General features: G+C 64.1%; 17 protein-coding genes. 8 read left to right on the forward strand and 9 right to left on the reverse strand.

The window, feature by feature from the left end; genetic code table 11:
- Nucleotides 1-198 precede the first annotated feature (198 nt).
- The 4 genes from ACLRDN_RS18030 to ACLRDN_RS18045 form a co-directional block, all read right to left on the reverse strand.
- Complete coding sequence (locus ACLRDN_RS18030; RefSeq protein WP_413457405.1) at nucleotides 199-858, reverse strand: DUF1345 domain-containing protein; 660 nt, start codon at nucleotides 856-858, stop codon at nucleotides 199-201.
- 108 nt (nucleotides 859-966) lie between these two features.
- Nucleotides 967-1,185 carry a hypothetical protein gene (locus ACLRDN_RS18035; protein WP_413457406.1) on the reverse strand — a complete coding sequence of 73 codons (219 nt, stop codon included), beginning with the start codon at nucleotides 1,183-1,185 and terminating at the stop codon, nucleotides 967-969.
- Between the two features lie 106 nt (nucleotides 1,186-1,291).
- Nucleotides 1,292-2,737, reverse strand: a complete 1,446-nt coding sequence (locus ACLRDN_RS18040; protein ID WP_413457407.1) for a sensor histidine kinase N-terminal domain-containing protein — start codon at nucleotides 2,735-2,737, stop codon at nucleotides 1,292-1,294.
- A gap of 16 nt (nucleotides 2,738-2,753) precedes the next feature.
- On the reverse strand, nucleotides 2,754-3,416 hold the full coding sequence (locus ACLRDN_RS18045) for a response regulator transcription factor (protein WP_008331064.1): 663 nt from the start codon (nucleotides 3,414-3,416) through the stop codon (nucleotides 2,754-2,756).
- Nucleotides 3,417-3,782: 366 nt separating this feature from the next.
- Here ACLRDN_RS18045 and ACLRDN_RS18050 point away from each other — a divergent pair, with 366 nt between their 5' ends.
- Nucleotides 3,783-6,005 (forward strand): TonB-dependent receptor, encoded by a 2,223-nt coding sequence (locus ACLRDN_RS18050; RefSeq protein WP_413457408.1) that lies wholly within the window; start codon nucleotides 3,783-3,785, stop codon nucleotides 6,003-6,005.
- Nucleotides 6,006-6,022: 17 nt separating this feature from the next.
- Nucleotides 6,023-6,709 carry a Fe2+-dependent dioxygenase gene (locus ACLRDN_RS18055; RefSeq protein ID WP_259432854.1) on the forward strand — a complete coding sequence of 229 codons (687 nt, stop codon included), beginning with the start codon at nucleotides 6,023-6,025 and terminating at the stop codon, nucleotides 6,707-6,709.
- A 7-nt stretch (nucleotides 6,710-6,716) separates the two neighbouring features.
- Here the strand turns inward: ACLRDN_RS18055 and mdtD are convergent, their stop codons facing one another.
- From mdtD to ACLRDN_RS18080, 5 genes are all read right to left on the reverse strand, one after another.
- Entirely contained in the window at nucleotides 6,717-8,069 is a 1,353-nt protein-coding gene (gene mdtD, locus ACLRDN_RS18060) for a multidrug transporter subunit MdtD (protein WP_413457409.1), read from the reverse strand.
- A gap of 176 nt (nucleotides 8,070-8,245) precedes the next feature.
- A complete protein-coding gene (locus ACLRDN_RS18065) occupies nucleotides 8,246-9,100 on the reverse strand; it encodes an ABC transporter permease (protein WP_039784519.1) in 855 nt (284 codons plus the stop codon).
- A gap of 56 nt (nucleotides 9,101-9,156) precedes the next feature.
- On the reverse strand, nucleotides 9,157-9,984 hold the full coding sequence (locus tag ACLRDN_RS18070; RefSeq protein WP_051156266.1) for an ABC transporter ATP-binding protein: 828 nt from the start codon (nucleotides 9,982-9,984) through the stop codon (nucleotides 9,157-9,159).
- Nucleotides 9,985-10,109: 125 nt separating this feature from the next.
- Nucleotides 10,110-11,123 carry an ABC transporter substrate-binding protein gene (locus ACLRDN_RS18075; protein WP_413457410.1) on the reverse strand — a complete coding sequence of 338 codons (1,014 nt, stop codon included), beginning with the start codon at nucleotides 11,121-11,123 and terminating at the stop codon, nucleotides 10,110-10,112.
- Nucleotides 11,124-11,189: 66 nt separating this feature from the next.
- Nucleotides 11,190-12,245, reverse strand: a complete 1,056-nt coding sequence (locus tag ACLRDN_RS18080; protein ID WP_413457411.1) for an ABC transporter substrate-binding protein — start codon at nucleotides 12,243-12,245, stop codon at nucleotides 11,190-11,192.
- A gap of 159 nt (nucleotides 12,246-12,404) precedes the next feature.
- On the opposite strand from ACLRDN_RS18080, the gene ACLRDN_RS18085 reads away from it, so the two are divergent.
- The 6 genes from ACLRDN_RS18085 (at nucleotide 12,405) to ACLRDN_RS18110 (ending at nucleotide 18,731) form a co-directional block, all read left to right on the forward strand.
- A complete protein-coding gene (locus ACLRDN_RS18085; RefSeq protein ID WP_088754848.1) occupies nucleotides 12,405-13,076 on the forward strand; it encodes a response regulator in 672 nt (223 codons plus the stop codon).
- The gene (locus tag ACLRDN_RS18090) at nucleotides 13,069-14,448 is read left to right on the forward strand and encodes a sensor histidine kinase N-terminal domain-containing protein (RefSeq protein ID WP_413457412.1); all 1,380 of its coding nucleotides are present in this window, start codon (nucleotides 13,069-13,071) and stop codon (nucleotides 14,446-14,448) included. The genes ACLRDN_RS18085 and ACLRDN_RS18090 overlap by 8 nt, the downstream gene beginning before the upstream one ends.
- 208 nt (nucleotides 14,449-14,656) lie before the next feature.
- On the forward strand, nucleotides 14,657-15,928 hold the full coding sequence (locus tag ACLRDN_RS18095) for an ABC transporter substrate-binding protein (protein ID WP_413457413.1): 1,272 nt from the start codon (nucleotides 14,657-14,659) through the stop codon (nucleotides 15,926-15,928).
- A gap of 77 nt (nucleotides 15,929-16,005) precedes the next feature.
- Nucleotides 16,006-16,884: a carbohydrate ABC transporter permease gene (locus tag ACLRDN_RS18100; protein WP_034340932.1), complete on the forward strand. Its 879-nt coding sequence runs from the start codon at nucleotides 16,006-16,008 to the stop codon at nucleotides 16,882-16,884.
- The gene (locus ACLRDN_RS18105; protein WP_134223054.1) at nucleotides 16,872-17,684 is read left to right on the forward strand and encodes a carbohydrate ABC transporter permease; all 813 of its coding nucleotides are present in this window, start codon (nucleotides 16,872-16,874) and stop codon (nucleotides 17,682-17,684) included. The genes ACLRDN_RS18100 and ACLRDN_RS18105 overlap by 13 nt, the downstream gene beginning before the upstream one ends.
- A 9-nt stretch (nucleotides 17,685-17,693) precedes the next feature.
- Nucleotides 17,694-18,731 (forward strand): NAD(P)-dependent alcohol dehydrogenase, encoded by a 1,038-nt coding sequence (locus tag ACLRDN_RS18110; RefSeq protein ID WP_413457414.1) that lies wholly within the window; start codon nucleotides 17,694-17,696, stop codon nucleotides 18,729-18,731.

The raw sequence follows: 18,731 nt of genomic DNA on the forward strand, positions 1-18,731 counted from the left end.
GGTTCTGTGTGTGGCTGCGTCCCCCTCCCCTTGGTCTTGCCTCCGGGAAAGCCGTGGATTATACGGGCGGCTCCCGGTTTGCGCAGAGCGCCGGTGACTGCGGGCTCACCCCGCTCTCACCTGCCTCCGAACTCGGCTAGGACAAAGCGCCGCCGGTTCGGTTCCGTTGCGCTGTCATCCTGGCACTGACACGCGTTTTCAGTTGCCGGCCAGGCCGGCTGCGATATTGATGGACAGGCCGATGATGGCCGCATTGAACACGAAGCAGATCAGCGAATGGGCCAGCACCGCCTTGCGCAGCGCACGCGAGGCCACGGCCACGTCCGAGGTCTGCACGGCCACGCTGATGGTGAAGGCGAAATACAGGAAATCCCAGTAGCCGGGATTGCGGATGCCGTCCGGGAAGCGCAGCGGCAGGGCCTCCGGGTCGTCGTCATCGGCATAGAAGAGGCGCGCGTAATGCAGCGTGAAGATGGTACCGATCAAGGCCCACGAACCGAACACGGTAGAGGCCGTGAAAGCATAGCGCAAGAGCCGGCCGCCCTCGTCGTGATGGCTGCTGCCGCCCAGTTCCAGCAGGATGGCCAGCAGGCTCGCAATGGCCGCCACGCAGACCATCACCAGCACCACGTGGGCGCTTTCATCCTCGGTCTCGGCCAGGCGCTTGACGGCCTTGGCATCGGCGCGCAGCATCATCACCCACAGGCTCAGCAGATAGAACCACAGGCCGGCATTCCAGCCGATCAGGCTGCGGCCGATCCAAGTGCTGACAGGGATGAGGACAGAGGCGGCGATCCCGACGGCGATGCCGATGAGCAAGCGCGGGTGAACCTGGACGATGTGGCGGGCGACGGACATTGTTCTTGTTGATGTTGTGAGTCTTTTGAAAGGGCGCCATCACACGGCAGCGCCCGAGGTGGGCAGGACATTAGCACGCCCTGCCCGCGCCCGCCAGCCAAGCCCGCTTCAGAATTCGTGCTCCTTCAGGGCACGCTGGGCACGTTCACGGGCACTGGCCAGGGCTTCTTCCTCGGTCGGGTAGAGGCCTACCGGAATATAAGTTTCCGCAATCTCGGGTTCGCGCGTGAGGCGCACGAAGACTTGCGCTTCAAAGCCTTCATCGGGTTTTTCCACCGCGTCGTAGCGGGCGATATGGGTACCACTTTGCAGGACCTTGTCCGTCATGCTGCCTCCTGTGTCGTTCACGATGAAGCCCGTTTGACACAGCGCCAGGCATGAGGTTCTGCAGAAGAAGGATGTCGTGCGGCAACTGCGGCGGCGGCCGCACGGTTCAGGCCGCCAGCGGGAAGCGCACCGTAAAGATGGTGCCCTGCCCCTCCTCCTTGCAATCGACCGTAATGACGCCGCCATGGTCATGTGCGATTTCGCGCACGATGGCCAGGCCCAGGCCGCTGCCGGCGATCTTGTCGTTGGCGCGGTAGTAGCGGTCGAAGATCAGCTCGCGATGCTCGGGGGCAATGCCGGGGCCGGAGTCTTCCACCGACAGCACGGTGGCGCCCTCTTCTTCCAGGCAGCGCACCGTCACCGTGCCGTGCTGCGGCGAATAGCGCACGGCATTGTCGATGAGGTTGTCGATCAGGTCGGCGAGCAGGAAACGGTCGCCGCGCAGGCGCGCCGGCTGCAGGTCGAAGCCGAGGTCGATCTGCTTCTTGTCGGCCTCTTCGATGAAGTGCTGCACCGATTCTTCCACCAGCTTGTGCAGCGAGAGTTCCTCCAGCTTGCGGCTTTCGAACAGGCCAGGCTCCGAGCGCGCCAGCGCCAGCAGTTGCCGGCTCTGGCGGATCATGCGTTCCACCGAGGAATTCATCATCGCCAGCGAGCGGGCCGTATCGGGCTGGTCCTGGTGCTTGTCGTGCAGCAGTTCCAGTTGCAGCTTCAGGCCCGTCAAGGGCGTGCGCAATTGATGGGCCACGTCGGCCATGAAATTCTGCTGCGCCTGTTCGCCCTTGCTGATGCGGGCCATCAACTCGTTCATCGCCACGATCAGCGGCTGCAGCTCCACCGGCGCACCGATGCCATCGATGGCGCCCAGCTTGCCGTGGCCGCGCTGTTCCAGGTTGCGCTGCAGGCTCTTCAGGGGACGCAGGCCGCGCCGCACGGCGATGAGCACCACCGACAGCGAACCGAAGGTCAGCGCCCCGTCCAGCAGCAGGAAGGACAGCAGGATCGTGTAATGCGCGCGGTCGCGCTTGCGGATGGTTTCGGCTACCGCCACCGAGATCACGCCATTCTTGACCCGTACCTGCATGGCTGAAATACGCACCGGCTCGCCGCGCATTTCACCGTCATAGTTGAAGGGCCGGTCAAAGATCTCGCTTTCCGGCAACTGCGGGAAGCCCTTGTCGCCCACCAGGATCTCGCCCTGCGTATTGCGCACGGCAAAGAAGGTGGTGTCGGAGTGGTTGCTGCGCAGGATCTGCTCGGCCTGCTGGGTCAGCTCGGCGGTGGTGCGTTCCTGGCGATGCCGCACCTGGGCATACAGGCCCCAGGTGGAATCCATCAGGTTCTGGTCGAAGGCATGCTGGGCCGGCAGCCAGGCCAGCCAATAGGTCAGGCCGGCCCCCACCAGGTTCAGCAGCAGCAGCGGCGCGATCAGCCACTTGAGCAGGTCGCGCCGGATGCTGGCGTGGGTGGGAGCGGCCGCTGGCGGTGTGGCAGGCGCGGCGGTATTGGCGTCGGCCGCGCTGGTGGCCGGCGGCTGGTCGATGACCGTCATGGCGCGGCCTGCCGGCTCAGTTCTCGCTCTTTTCGAGCATGTAGCCGAAGCCGCGGATGGTGCGGATCACCACGCCCGAATCGGCAATCTTGAGGCGGATGCGCGAGACGTAGACCTCCACCGCATTGATGGTGAAATCCTCGCCCCAGGGCAGGACGGCATCGATGATCTGCTGCTTGGAGACCACGCGCGAAGCGTGTTGCATCAGGTATTCCAGCACCGTCCATTCGCGCAGCGACAGTTCGATCTTGCGGCCGTCGATGTCGGCGCGCTTGGTGGCGTTGTCCAGCGACAGGCCGCCCACGGTCAGCTGCGCCGGCTGCGGCGCACTGCGGCGGATCAGCGCCTTGATGCGGGCCACCAGTTCGGGCGTGGCAAAGGGCTTGACCAGGTAGTCATCGGCGCCCAATTCCAGGCCGTGCACGCGGTCGGGAATGGTGTCGCGTGCGGTCAGCAGCAGCACCGGCGTGTTGTTGCCGTTGGCGCGCATGCGGCGCAAGACCTCGAAACCGTCGATGCCAGGCAGGCCGATGTCGAGCACCAGCACGGCCGCATTGAAACGCTGCGACAGCGCATCATTGCCGTTGTTGACGGTATGCACGGTGAAGCCGTGCGAATTGAGTACCCGCGACAGACCGTCGGTGAGTACCGGGTCGTCTTCGACCAGCAGAACATTCATAGGGGACTTCTTGAAAAAAAACAGCGCAAAAACTCTGCGTGACGCTGCATCGTATTGCAGCCCAGGCCATGCTGCAAATCAGGCGATCACCCAGGCGGGGCGCGGCATGGCCAGAGTGTTTCTTTTTTGTCACACTCAGTTCTGCGTCAGGAAACTGACAGCATTTTGTCAGACTTCCCCCTTAATCTTGCCACCCATGCGAATGAGAATCCCAATCATTAGCATGTAAAAAAAAGAACACTGGTCATCAGCCAGCCAAACGGACTTCCTTGTTGCCATCGAAGGACGGAGTAGCCAGCCATTCGAGCCGGTCCTGCGCGAGCGGGACAGCTCATCGTTTCCTACTCCACTAGCGACAAGTACAACATGAACCGTCTCACGCCGATTGCCGCCGCATTGGTCGCCACCTTTGCCGCTCCCCTCTCCGTCCACGCACAGCAGGCCGCCGCGTCCAACGCCACCGCCGCCACGGGCAGCCAGCTCGCCCCGGTCACGGTGGAAGGCCGCCGCGATGATTTCGCCAGCACCGGCACGGCCATCACCAAGCTGCCGGCCGACCTGCACGACGTGCCGCAATCGGTGACGGTGGTCAACAAGGCGCAGATGCAGTCGCAGGGCGTGAGCTCGCTGGCCGATGCGCTGCGCAACGTCTCCGGCATCACGCTGGGCGGCGCCGAAGGCGGCCAGATCGGCAACAACATCAACCTCAACGGTTTCTCGGCCCGTACCGACATCTATCTGGACGGCTTCCGCGACCGTGGCCAGTACTACCGCGACACCTTCGCCATCGAAGAAGTGGAAGTCCTGATGGGCCCCTCCTCGATGCTCTTCGGCCGCGGCTCGACCGGCGGCATCATCAACCAGGTCAGCAAGAAGGCCAACCTCAAGGCCGCCACCGAAATCTCCGGTTCGGTCACCACCAATGGCCTGGTGCGCAGCACGGTGGACGTCAACCGTCCGCTGTCGGACACCTCGGCCCTGCGTATCGAAGCCATGGCCCAGAACGGCGCGGCCAGCACGCGCAACCAGACCGATGTCCAGGACTTCGGCCTGGCCGGCTCCTATGTCTGGGGCATCGGCACCTCCACCGAAATCACGCTCTCGGCCCTGCTGCAGCACAACCAGGACCAGCCCGACTACGGCCTGCCGCCGCTCAACGGCCACCCGGTCAACGTCGACCGCAACACCGCCTATGGCTTGAACAGTGACCGCACCATCCAGGACGTGGCCGCGTTCAATGCCGGCATCAAGCACAAGATCGCCCCCGACGTCACCCTGCGCAACCAGACCCAGTTCAACTACGTGCACACCAATGCCGTGGAAACCGCGCCCAATACCATCGGCACGGTCTCGTCCAGCGGCTTCACGGCGCTCACCAATGCGGCCAGCAGCCTGCCCCTGTCCAGCCTCTTCGTGCGCGGCCAGAGCCATGACCGCAACATCAACGACTACTCCATCTTCAACCAGACCGAACTGGCCGCCAAGTTCAGTACCGGCAGCGTCAAGCACGATGCACTGGTGGGCGTGGAAGTTGGTCACGACGGTTACGATAACCAGAATTACTACCGCAACGGCAGCTGCAATGGCCGCTCGCTCAACGCAGCCGGCGCCACCACCGGCTACATGGATTGCGTGAGCCTGGTCAATCCTTCTTACAGCGCGGCCGGCAGCAGCGTGGCCGAGACCCGCGGCAACCGCGCCGGCGGCAGTGCCAACACCATCGCCGCCTATGTCGGCGACACCATCGAACTGGTGCCGCAATTCAAGCTGGTGGGCGGCCTGCGCTATGACCGCTACGTGGCCAGCATCAGCAACTCGATCAACTCGGGCAATACCAGCGGCTCCACCGCACTGGGCTACGCGCAGCAGAGCGTGAACTTCGTGAGCGTGCGTTCGGGCGCGATCTGGCAGCCCAGCGCGGCGCAGTCGTATTACGTTTCCTACGGCACCTCCTTCAATCCTTCGCTGGAACAGCTGACCGGCACCACCGGCCAGCAGAACCTGGACCCGGAAAAGAACCGCTCCTATGAACTGGGCGGCAAGTGGGATGTGGCCGAAGGCCTGGCGCTGACCGCCGCCGGCTTCCAGATCACCAAGGAAAACGCACGCAGCCAGGTCGCCACCGGCGTCTATGCACTGGCAGGCACGGTGCGCGTGAATGGCGCGCGTGCGGGCGCCACCGGCCGCATCACCCGCGACTGGCAGATCGCCGCCAACTACACCTACCTGGATGCCAAGGTGGTCGGCGGTGCCGTGGCCGATACCTCGGTCGGCAAGATCCCGGTCAACACGCCCAAGCACACCTTCACCACCTGGACCACCTACGACCTGGCACCGCACTGGCAGATCGGCGGCGGCGCGACCTACATGTCGCAGCGCTATGCCAATGCCACCAATACGGTGCAGGTCGGCGGCTATACCCGCTACGACGCGATGCTGGCCTACACCACCAAGGCCTACGACATCCGCCTGAACCTCTACAACCTGACCGACAAGATGTATTACGATGCGCTGATCCAATCCGACGGCGGCCGTTCGGTCCCGGGTTCGGGCCGTACCGCCCTGCTGTCGCTGACCTATCGCATGTAAGGAAAGAGGACGCGCCCATGCTCATCACCATCCCCCAGCTGCTGGACCCGCCAGCCCTGCAGACCGTGCGCAGCCTGCTCGACAACGCAGGACCGGCCTGGGTGGATGGGCGCGTGACGGCGGGCTACCAGGGCGCGCCGGTGAAATACAACCAGCAGATCGACGAGCAGTCCGACGTCGCCCTGCAATGCCAGCGCATCATCGTCTCTGCGCTGGAGCGGCATCCGCGCTTCATCAGCGCAGCGTTGCCCAACCTGATCTACCCGCCCATGTTCAATCGCTATGGCGAGGGCATGACCTTCGGCGCCCACGTCGATGGCAGCGTGCGCATCCATCCGCACAGCGGACGCAAGCTGCGTACCGATGTCTCGGCCACGCTGTTCCTGGCCGACCCCGAAGACTACGATGGCGGCGAACTGCAGATCGATGACAGCTACGGCATGCACAGCGTCAAGCTGGCGGCGGGCGACATGGTGCTCTATCCGGCCACCAGCCTGCATACCGTCACGCCAGTCACGCGCGGCGTGCGGGTGGGCTGTTTCTTCTGGGTGCAGAGCCTGGTGCGCGACGATGGCCAGCGCCAGATGCTGTTCGACATGGACAACGCCATCCAGCGCCTGAACCAGACCGACGCCGATGCACTCGCACGGCGCACCCTGGTAGGCTGCTATCACAACCTCCTGCGCCAGTGGAGCGAGACCTGAGCCGCGCTCAGCTGAAGTAACGCGGATCCATCCTGCGGAACACCCAGGCCGAGACCAGGGTGATGAGCCCGACGATCACGAAGGTGATCTGGAAGCTGGCATTGGTGGCCACACCCGCCTCGCTCTTGAAAACATTGACCATGGTCCCGCCGATGGTCACGCCCAGGCCGATGGCCAGCATCTGCACCATGGAGAAAAGACTGTTGCCACTGCCCGCATCTTCCTTGCGCAAGCCCTTCAGGGTCACGCTGTTCATGGCCGCGAACTGCATCGAGTTGGACGCCCCGAACACCGCCAGCTGCACGATGGACGCGGCCAGCGGCCAGCCGGGCGTAATCAGCGCGAACGACACGATGGAGATCCCGACGATGGCCGTATTGATCAACAGGAAGCGGTCATAGCCAAAACGCTTGACCAGCGGCGCGATCCACGGCTTGGCAATGGTGCCCGCAATGGCGGCCGGCAGCAGCAGCATGCCCGCATGCAGCGGTGAATAGCCCAGCCGCACCTGCAACAGCAGCGGCAGCAGGAACGGCACTGCCGAGGAACCGATACGGCAGACCAGGTTACCTGCCAGTCCGATGCTGAAATTGGGTTCCCCGAACAAACCGAGCCGGAACAGTGGACGCGGATGAACGGACGCATGGCGCCAGTAGACCAGTACAGTTGATGCTGCCACAGCAGACAGTGCCAGGCTCCAGCCAGTACGGTGGGTATCGAAAGGCACGTCCAGCGCCAGCGAGAAGGCCACCATGCAGGCGGACAGCAAAGCACAGCCGAAGAGATCGAAGCGAGGTGTACCGGTAAGGCTGTCATCAGGGAGGAAGTACAGTACGGCCCCCATCCCCAGTACACCTACCGGAAGGTTGATCAGGAAGATCCAGTGCCAGGACAGGCTCTCTACCAGCCACCCGCCCAGTACAGGACCGACCACCGGACCGAGCTGCCCGGCTATCGAGATCGAGGCCAGGGCAGCGATGTATTGCGCGCCCGGCACTGCCCGCAGCACGGCCAGGCGCCCGACCGGCAGCAGCATGGAGCCACCCAGCCCCTGGATCACGCGTGCGGCCAGCAACAGCGGCAGGGTCGGTGCCATCGCACACAACACCGAACCCAGTGCGAACAGCAGGATCGCCGCGAAATACACACGGCGCGTGCCGAAGCGGTCGGCCAGCCAGCCCGAGGCAGGCGTGAGCGACGCCATCGTCAGCGTGTAGGCCACCACCACCGGGTGCATGTTCAGCACCGGCTCGCCCAGGCTGCGCGCCATGGCGGGCAAGGCGGTGTTGACGATGGTGGTGTCCAGCGTCTGCATGAAAAAGCCGGAGGCCACGATCCACAGCAGCGCGCGCTGGGTCACGGGATCGTTGAGAGAGGGTGAGGCGGACGGAGTTGCAGCAGTGTCACTGGGGCGAGGCGGCTGGTTGGCGGACATGACGGAAAGGAAGTGGAAACGCGCGGATCAAAGCACGGCGGGGACACGTTGCCGTGTCCCCGATTGCTGGCGTCACATTCTACGCCCTCAGGCATTTCTCATCAGAAGGCCTGCGGGCGCCACTTCAGCAAGCGCCGTTCCAGCGCATGCAGCAGCCAGTCCGCCGCCAGTGCCACCACGGCCAGCACGATCATGGCCGCAAACACGCCGCTGGCATTGAAAGCACCCTGGGCGGTGGAGATCAGCAGGCCGATGCCCTGCTTGGACCCGAGGAACTCCCCGACCACCGCACCCACCAGTGCAAACCCGAAGCTCACATGCAGGCTGGCCAGGATCCACGACAGTGCCGACGGGATCACCACCGCCATGGTCACCTGGCGCGGCGAGGCGCCGAGGATCTGGGCGTTGGCGATCATGTAGCGGTCGGCTTCCCGCACGCCCTGGAAGGCATTGGCGAAGACCACGAAGAACACCATCACCACCGCCAGCGCCACCTTGGAGGCCATGCCCAGGCCGAAGGCGATGACGAAGATGGAGCCCAGCACCACGCGCGGAATCGAATTGGCGATCTGGATGTAGAGGCTGAAGACATCCGAGAGCAGCTTGTTGCGCCCGAGGATGATGCCGGCGATGACCCCGGCCACCGAGCCGATCAAAAATCCCAGCACGGTTTCTTCCAGCGTCACCAGGACCTGGGTCCAGAGCGGGCCTTGGGAGGTGCCCTCGACCATCCACTCGACGATCTGCGCCACGATGGCCGACGGCTGCGAGAAGAAGAAGGGATCGATCCAGCCCAGGCGCGCACCGCCTTCCCAGCCGCCCAGCACGATCACCAGGATGGCGATGCGCAGGCCGATGACCAGTTGTTTTCGCGCGCGGATCTTGCGCTGTGCCTCGGCTTCGACGGCGGCGATGTCCATCGTCGCGGCGCTGTGGCTGGCTTGTGCTTGTGTCATGGGAGTCCCCTGTCGTTCTGAATTGAATAGGCGATGTGGCTGCGTGGCATGGCGCCTCAGGCGATATGCACTTCCTCGCGCAGATCGGCCCAGATGCGCCGCGAGATATCGATGAAGCGCTGCTCATAGCGCACTTCCTCCATCACGCGCGGACGCGGCAGGTCGATCGGGTAGACGCTCTTCAAGGTGGCCGGGCGGGCGGTGAGCACGTAGACCTTGTCAGCCAGCGCAATGGCTTCCTCCAGGTCATGGGTGACGAACACCACCGAACCCGAATGGGCCGACCACAGGCGCAGCAGTTCATCCTGCATCAGGGTGCGGGTCTGCATGTCCAGTGCTGAAAAGGGTTCATCCATCAGCAAAATCTCGGGGCTGTTGATGAAGGTCTGCGCCAGCGCCACGCGCTTGCGCATGCCGCCCGAGAGCTGGTGCGGATAGTGGTCGCCGAATTTGTCCAGGCCCACGCGGCGGATCCATTCATCGGCCAGCGCATGGGCCTGCTCCTTGGACTGGCCACGGAACATGGGGCCAGCCGCCACGTTGTCGCGCACGCTCCGCCAGGGAAAGACCGCATCGTTCTGGAACACGAAACCGATGCGCGGATCGATGCCGTTGACCGGCTGCCCCATCACCCGTACCTCGCCCAGGGTCGGCTTGAGCAGGCCGGTGATGAGCGAAAGCGTGGTCGACTTGCCGCAGCCGGTGGGGCCAACCACGGCCACGAATTCGCCGCGCGCCACGCTCATGGAGAAATCGCGCAGGGCCACCGTCGCCCGGCCGTCGGCCGTGATGAAGCGGCAGCTCACGTTGCGCAATTCGATGGCCGGCGTGGCCTGGGCGGCCTGGCCGGCGGGGGTGAAGGCCTGCTGGTTGATGGCGTTCATCGTGGGGCTCTTTCGTGGCTTGGGGTTGAATTCGGGTTGAGCGCGCCCCTGACGCGCTGCTGCGCATCATGGCGTATATCGTTTATATAGTTTTCAGGAAGACCGACCCGCAGCCAGTCCCCGCCTCATTTCACGGCGTTGACGAATTCATCGGTGTAGGTCTTGGACAAGTCCACATGCTTGCCCTTGACGTTGGGATTGAACCCAGACAGCACGGCCAGCACGGTCTCCGGCCCGCCCTTGGGCATCTTGCCGTCCTGCGAATACATGGGCAGCGAATTGGTCAGGGCCTGTACATACAGCGCCTTGTTGCTGGCGTAGTAGTCCTTGGGCATCTTCTCGGCGATCTGCTCGGCGCTGTGCGTGTTGATGAACTTGAGCGTTTTCACGAAGGCACGCGCCAGCTTCTGCGCTTCCTCCTTGTGGCTGTTGAGCCAGCTGCGCTGTACATACACGCTGGAGGCCGGGTACAGCCCGCCGAGCGCCTTGACGGTTCCCTCCACGGTGCGCATGTCCACCAGCACCTGGGCGTCGCCGGTCTTGAGCAGGAACGACGCGGTCGGTTCGGTGGTCATGCCGGCATCGATGCGGCCCTGCTTCATGGCGGCGATGAAGGTATTGTCCGCGCCCACCGGCAGCACCGAGAACTGCTTGGAGGTGATGCCGTGGCGCGAGGCCAGGTATTGGGTCAGGAAGTTGGTCGACGAACCCAGCCCGGTCACGCCCAGGGTCTTGCCCTTGGCATCGGCCATGCTCTGGAAGTGCGGCGCGGCCTTGGTGGAGACCAGCTCCACTTCGCCCGGCACCTGGCCCAGGATGGTGATGGCGGTGATTTCCTTGCCCTTGGTCTGCAGGTCGATGGCGTGGTCATAGAAACCGACCACGGCCTGCACGGCCCCGGCCAGCAGTTCGTTCTCGGCATCGACCCCGGCCGGCTGCGACTGCAGCTCCACGTCCAGGCCCTCTTCCTTGAAGTAGCCCAGTTGTTCGGCCAGCTTGGCGGGCAGGTAGACCATCTTGTTGATGCCGCCCACCATGATGGTGACCTTGGCGGCGGCCATGGCGTGGGTCGGCAAGGCGGCCAGTACGGTGCCGGCAACGGCCAGCGAGAGCAGGCCACGGCGGAGGTTTTTGTTCACGTCAGCTCCTGGAAATCGATGCGAAAGCCCGTGGATTCTACGGTGCCTTCATATCACCGGCAAAATTCACTTTACCGCGTCGACAAACTCGTTGGTATAGGTCTTGGCGAGGTCGATGTTCTTGCCCTTGATGTTGGGGTTGAACCCGGCCATCACCTTCAACACCTGTTCCGGCCCGCCGGCGGGCATCTTGCCATCGGGCGAATACATGGGCAGCGAAGCCTTGAGCGCCTGCACGTAGATGGCCTTGTTGCCGCCGTAGTAGTCCTTGGGCATCTTCTCGGCCACTTCTTCGGCCGAGTGGGTCTGGATGTATTTGAGCGTCTTGACGAAGGCACGCGCCAGCTTCTGCGCGTCGGCCTTGTGGCTCACCATCCAAGAGCGATGCACGTACAGGCTGGAGGCCGGATACAGTCCGCCCAGCGCGGCCTTGGTACCGTCCACGCTGCTCATGTCGACCAGCACCTTGGCCGCGCCCGAGGCCAGCAGGATGGAGGTGGTGGGCTCGGTGGTCCAGGCCACGTCCACGCGCTTCTGCTTCATGGCGGCGATCAGGGTATTGCCGGCACCGACCGGCAGGATCGAGTAATCGCCCGCCTTGAGGCCGGCGCGGCTGGCCAGGTATTGCGCCAGGAAGCTGGAGGAAGAGCCCAGCCCGGTCACGCCCAGGGTCTTGCCCTTCAGGTCGGCCATGCTGCGTACGCTGTCAGCCAGGTCGGCGCGCACCATCTCCATGCCACCCGGCACCAGCAGCAGCTGGGTGATGGAAGTGACCTCCTTGCCCTTGCTCTGCAGGTCGATGGAGTGATCGTAGTAGCCCACCACGGCCTGCACGGCCCCGGCCAGCAGTTCATTCTCGGCATCGACCCCGGCCGGCTGCGACTGCAGCTCCACGTCCAGGCCTTCTTCCTTGAAGTAGCCCAGGCTTTCGGCCAGCTTGGGCGGCAGATAGATGAGCTTGTTGATGCCGCCAACCATGATGATGATCTTGTCGGCGGCATGGGCCTGCGGGGCCGCCAGGCCCAGGGCGCAGGCAGCGATGGCGGTGGCGCCCAGGGCCAGCAGGCGGCGGCGCAGGGCAGGCGTTCCGAGGGGCGGGAACACGCGAAGTTCGTGACGCATTATGATTGTCTCCAAATTATTGGTTGGATGGTCTGTCGCCATCTCTTGTAGACTGCGGGCCTATTCTAAGAAGCCGAAACCTTCATCCAGCTTTCCAAATTCCGGCTTTCTGCTTTGCAGCGCAACAAAAAAGAACCTCCAGAAACACGAGACCATCGCATGAAATTGCTCCTGATCGAAGACAATCCCCAGCTCGCCCACTGGCTGGAGCAGATCCTCAAGGAACACAAGTTCAAGGTCGATATCGCCGCCGATGGCGAGATCGCCGACCAGGTCCTGCGCGACGAGAACTACGACGTCGTCCTGCTGGACCTGATGCTGCCCAAGCTGCACGGCAAGAACGTGCTGCGCCGCCTGCGCGAGCGCCACAACGGCGTGCCGGTGATGATCCTGACCGCCAGCGGCTCCATCGATGAAAAGGTCGAATGCCTCGGTGCCGGGGCCGATGACTATCTGGTCAAACCCTTCGAGATCCGCGAACTGGTGGCCCGCATCAAGGTGCTGGTACGCCGCCAGACGCCCGACAAGGCCGCCGAGATCCACTGTGGCGACCTGGTCTATGACAGCAACACGCGCCAGTTTGCGGTGGCCGGTGTGACGCTGGCGCTCCCGGCGCGGGAGCATGACGTGCTGGAAGTGCTGATGTTGAAGCAAGGCAAGACCGTCTCCAAGACCGCGCTGATGAAGGGGGTCTTCAGCCTGTCCGAAGAACCGAGCGCGGACGCCATCGAAATCTACATCTCGCGCCTGCGCAAGAAACTGGAACAGTCGAGCGCGGCCATCATGACCCTGCGCGGACTGGGTTATCTGCTCAAACAGAAAGATGATTGACAGCCTGCGCCTGCGGCTGCTGTGGTGGCTGCTAATTCCGATGGCAGTCTACGTGGGCCTGTCGACCGGCGACGCCTATGACAATGCCGTCTCCAGCGCCACCCTGGTACAGGACCGCGCGCTGCTGGCCTCGGCCCGCATGATGGCCGGCCAGGTCGGCTGGAGCGATGGCGCGCCGGTGGTCTCCATCCCCCCTGCCGCGCTGGAACTGTTCGCCTCGCCGGCGCAGGATGCGGTGTATTACCAGGTGCGGATGGATGACGAAACGCTCTTGGCCGGACGCCCGGACTTCCCCGCCGAGCCTGACTTTGCGGCGCTCTATCCGGTCTATACCACGACCACCTTCGAGGGCAAGCCGCTGCGCGTGGTCAGCTACATCCGCGCGCTGTTCGATGAAGGCACGCTGCGCATGGTGGCCGTCTCGGTGGGCCAGACCATGCAGGGACGGCAGGAAATGATCGACGACCAGTGGCACGCCTCCTTGCGGCGCCAGATCGTGCTGCTGCTGCTGGCCATCAGCCTGGTGGTACTGGGCCTGACGATGGAGTTGCGCCCGCTGCTGGCGCTCAAGGATGAGCTGGCCACGCGCGAGCCGGATTCGCTTACGCCCCTGCGTGCAGGCGGCTTGCAGCAGGAATTGCGGCCCATCGTGGAGGCCATCAACCAGTACATCTTCCGCCTCAATGCCCAGGTGACGGTGCAGAAGCGCTTCGTGGCCGATGCTGCCCACCAGTTGCGCACGCCCCTGGCGGTGATCGATTCGCAGATCCAGTTCGCCCGCCAGCTGGAGGATCCGGCGCGGGTCAAGCAGGTGCTCGCGTCCTTGCAGGAAGGCAGCCGCAGCATGACCGACCTGACCAACAAGCTGCTGCTGCTCTCGCAGGCCGAAGCCTCCAACAGCAGCGCCTTCCCGCGCGCCCCGGTGGACCTGCTGGCAGTGGCCGCCATGGTGCTGGAGGAACTGGCCGGACTGGCGCTCAAGAAGGGCATCGACCTGGGGCTGGAGACCACGCTGGAGAGCGCCATGGTCAACGGCAATGAAGCGCAGCTGATGGGCTTGCTGATGAACCTGATTGACAATGCCCTGCGCTATACGCCGGAGGGTGGCAAGGTCACTGTGGGGCTGGAGAAGAAACGCAACCAGGTCATCATCACCGTGACCGACAATGGCCCCGGTATCCCCGCCGAGGTCCGCGAGCGCGTCTTCGAGCGCTTCTATCGCAATGCTGCGCCGGACCAGCCGGGCTCGGGCCTGGGCCTGGCCATCGTGCGCGAGATCGTGCAGGCTTCGCAAGGCGCGATCCGGCTCGATGCGCCGGCGCAGGGCAGCGGACTGGTGGCCACCGTGAGCCTGCCGGCGCTGGCGAGCTGATACGCCTCTTTCCCACGCAGCGGTAATACAAAACCGCGCAGCCCCCACAACAAACGATCAAAAAGTATCAGCCCGCTGCACGCTTTTGGCGTGGAGCGGCGCGCCCTGCCCTCGTACTCTTGCTCCTGCCTGTGAAGGCAAAGGGTGGTTGCGATTCCCCCCGCATCTGCGCCCGACCTGAACGATAAAAAATACCAGGAGACAACCCATGAACAAGATCTGCTTGGGCGCCGCGTGCGCCGTCCTTGGCGCTGCCCTGCCCTTGGTGGCATCGGCGCAGTCCTGCAATGTCCCCGTGCTGAAGGTGCTGGCGCAGAAGAGCCTGGGCCTGACGGTGATGGAGAAATCGCTGGCCGATTACCAGAAGCGCACCGGCACCCGCGTGGAGATCAGCTACTTCGGCGAGAACGACCGGCGCGCCAAGTCGCGCCTGGATGCTTCCACCAAGGCCGGTTCCTACCAGGTGTATTACGTCGATGAGGCCAACGTGGCCGAGTTCGCCTCGGCTGGCTGGATCGTGCCGCTGCTGAAGTATTTCCCCAAGGAGGCCGACTATGACGACTTCCTGCCCGGTCGCCGGGCGGTGGCCAGCTACAAGGATGTGGCGTATTTCGCGCCGTTGATCGGCGGTTCGGACTTCCTCTTCTATCGCCGCGACCTGCTGGAGAAGGCCGGCCTGCCGGTGCCGCGCACGCTGGACGAACTGGTGGCCGACATCAAGAAGCTGCATTCGCCGCCCGGCGTCTACGGCTGGGTGGCACGCGGCCAGCGCGGCTCGGGCATGAACGTGTGGCGCTGGGCGCCCTTCATGCTGGCCCAGGGCGGCCAGTGGACCGACAAGAACAACCAGCCGGCCTTCAATTCGCCGGCGGCCGTCAAGGCCACGCAGCTCTATGCGGAACTGTTCAAGTACGGTCCCCCGGGTGCGGCTACCTATGACTGGAGCAATGCGCTGGAAGCCTTCCGCTCGGGCAAGGTGGCCTTCATGATCGAGTCCACGCCCTTCGCCGACTGGATGGAAGACAGCAGCAAGTCCAGCGTGGCCGACAAGGTCGGCTATGCCCGTCCGCCGGCACCGCTGCCCTCGGCTGCCTACGGCCACGGGCTGGCCATCTCCGCCATCGGCGCCAAGGACGAGTGCACGCGCCAGGCAGCCGGCAAGTTCATCGCCTTTGCCACCGGCAAGGAGCAGGAACAGGCGCGCCTGCGCGAGAAGGTATTCAGCGACTACAACCGCACCAGCACCATCCAGAGCGATTACTTCCAGAAGAACGTCAAGCCGCAGATCCTGGCGGGCTTGAAGGACACCACCCCGGTCTCCAAGCTGACCATCTGGCCCAGCCCGCAGTGGCCGGACATCGGCGACAACCTGGGCGTGGCGCTGGAAGAAGTCTTCACCGGCACCCAGAAGGACATTGCGCGCGCCCTGAACGAAGCCGCCCAGTATGCGCAGGACGCGATGGAACACGCGCGTAAATAATTTCCTTCATTCAACCGCGTCAAACGATGTAGCCGCCCTGTTCCCTCGCCGGAACGGGGCGGACTCCGGAGTCCTGCATGTTCAATCGTGGAAAGACCTCGCTGCCCTACCTGTTCCTCGGCCCGTCGCTCCTGGTGATGCTGGTGCTGGGGCTGGTACCGACGGTGGCGGCGATCAACCTGGCACTGAAGAACCGCGTGCTGCGCTATCCCGACAGCGACTACGTCTGGCTGCGCAATGTCGAGCGGCTGCTGTCGGACCGGCGCTTCCTCAATGCCATTGAAGTCTCGGCGATCTGGGAAGTGGTCACCGTGCTGGGTGCGGTGGTGGCCGGCATCCTCATCGCCATCTACCTGTTTGAAAACGTCCACGGCAAATGGCGGCAAGCCATGTGCGTCTTGCTGATCACGCCGGTGCTGCTGCCACGCGTGTCGGCCGCCTTCATCTGGAAATTCATGTATTCGCCGCTGACCGGCATCCTGGGCTGGCTGCTGGGACTGGTGGGCATCCATGACACGGCCTTCCTGTCGGACCCGCTGCTGGCGCTCTATGCGGTGGCTGCCGTCGATATCTGGCAGTGGGGATTGTTCTTCGCCGTAATTGTCCTGAAGCTGCTGGAAACCCTGCCGCCCGAACCGCTGGAGGCGGCGCGGCTGGACCACGCGCGCACCTGGCAGGTGTACGCCTACATCGCCCTGCCGATGTTGAAGGCGCCGCTCATCAGCCTGGTCTTCATCAAGATGGTGGAGTCGCTGCGCTCCTTCGACCTGATCTACGTGATGACCAAGGGTGGCCCGGGCGTGGCTACCGAAACGCTGGACATGTATGCCTATGCGCAAGGCATCGGGTTGTCCGGCAAGGTCTCGTATGCCTCCACCATGGCGGTGCTGATGATGGTGGCGACCACGCTGATCTTTACCCTGATCTGGAAACGGGTGAGCAAATGGGAAGACTGATTGCACGCTGCGCCGTCTGGGGCGTGGGCATCCTGCTGGTGCTGGTGGCGGTGTTTCCGCTGCTGTGGGCGCTGCTCAATTCGCTGAAGACCTTGCTGGACATCGTTACGCCGACACCGCGCTTTCTCTTCACGCCGACGCTGGAGAACTATCGCCAGGTCATCGGCAGTCCGGAAGTGCTGGTGGGCCTGACCAACAGTGCCGTCATCGTCGGCAGCGCCGTGCTGCTGGGTACGCTCATGGGTGTGCCGGCGGCCTACGTGATTGCGCGCTATCACGTGCCGGGCAAGCGCGACATCCAGTTCTTCCTGCTCTCGCTGCGCTTCCTGCCGCCGGTGGCAGTAGCCATTCCGCTCATTGCGATCTGGGTCGACCTGGGGCTGTATGACACGCGCTTCTCGATGATCGTGACTTACCTGCTGACCACGCTCTCCACCATCACCTGGCTGTCGATTCCCGTGTTCCAGCGCATGCCGCGCGAGATCGAGGAAGCCGCCACTCTCGATGGCTACGGCCCCTATGCGGTGTTCTGGAAGATCGCCCTGCCCAACTGCGCCGGCACCTTGCTCGGCGGGATCATCTTCAGCTTCGTGCTGGTGTGGAACGAACTGATGATCGCCCTGGCGCTGACTTCATCCAACAGCGCCACGCTGCCGGTGGTGGCCTCGGCCTTTACTTCCATGGGGCAGGAAGTGCCGTGGGGCGTGATCAACGCTTCCACCGTGTTGCTGGCGCTGCCGCCCCTGATCTTTGTCGGCGTGTTGAGCCGGCTGTTGAATTCCATCCTCACCGGAAAATAAGGAGACCCCATGCAAGCCCTCGTACTCGAAGCCACGCGTGAACTGGCCCTGCGCGACATCGACCTGCCCCAGGAGCTCGGTGCCCAGGATGTGCGCATCCGCATCCACACCGTGGGCATCTGCGGCAGCGACCTGCACTACTACACCCACGGCCGCATCGGCCCCTTCAAGGTGGAAGCGCCCATGGTGCTGGGGCACGAGGCCTCGGGCACCATCATCGAAGTCGGCAGCGCCGTTACGCAACTGAAGGTCGGCGACCGCGTCTGCATGGAGCCGGGCATTCCGCGCCTGGATTCGCCGGCCACGCTGCGCGGCCTGTACAACCTCGACCCATCGGTGCGCTTCTGGGCCACGCCGCCCATCCACGGCTGCCTCACCGGCAGCGTGGTGCATCCGGCGGCCTTCACCTATCGGCTGCCGGACAACGTCAGCTTTGCCGAAGGGGCCATCGTCGAACCCTTGTCCATCGGCCTGCAGGCCGCCACCAAGGCGCGCATGAAGCCGGGCGATACGGCCGTGGTGATCGGTGCCGGCACCATCGGCGCCATGACTGCACTGGCGGCCCTGGCCGGGGGCGCGGCGCGCGTGATCCTGGCCGATGTGGTGGCCGAGAAGCTGGCGCATTTCGCCAGCAACCCGGCCGTCATCACGGTGGATGTGTCGCAGCGGTCCTTGACTGATGTGGTGCAGCAAGTCACCGAGGGCTGGGGTGCCGATGTGGTGTTTGAGGCGTCGGGCCATGCCGGCGTCTACCAGACCTTGCTGGACCTGGTGTGTCCCGGTGGCTGCGCGGTGCTGGTGGGCATGCCGCCGGAGCCGGTGGCGCTGGACGTGGTGACCATGCAGACCAAGGAAGTGCGGCTGGAATCAGTCTTCCGTTATGCCAACATTTTCCCGCGCGCACTGGCGTTGCTGAGCTCGGGAATGATCGATGTGAAGCCTTTCATTTCACGCAGCTTCCCCTTCTCGCAGGGGATTGAGGCCTTCGAGGAAGCCGCGCGCGGCCGTCCGCAGGATGTGAAGATCCAGATCGAAATGGAAGGCTGA

It is taken from the genome of Herbaspirillum huttiense (assembly GCF_047300815.1).
Taxonomy (GTDB): domain Bacteria; phylum Pseudomonadota; class Gammaproteobacteria; order Burkholderiales; family Burkholderiaceae_D; genus Herbaspirillum; species Herbaspirillum huttiense_A.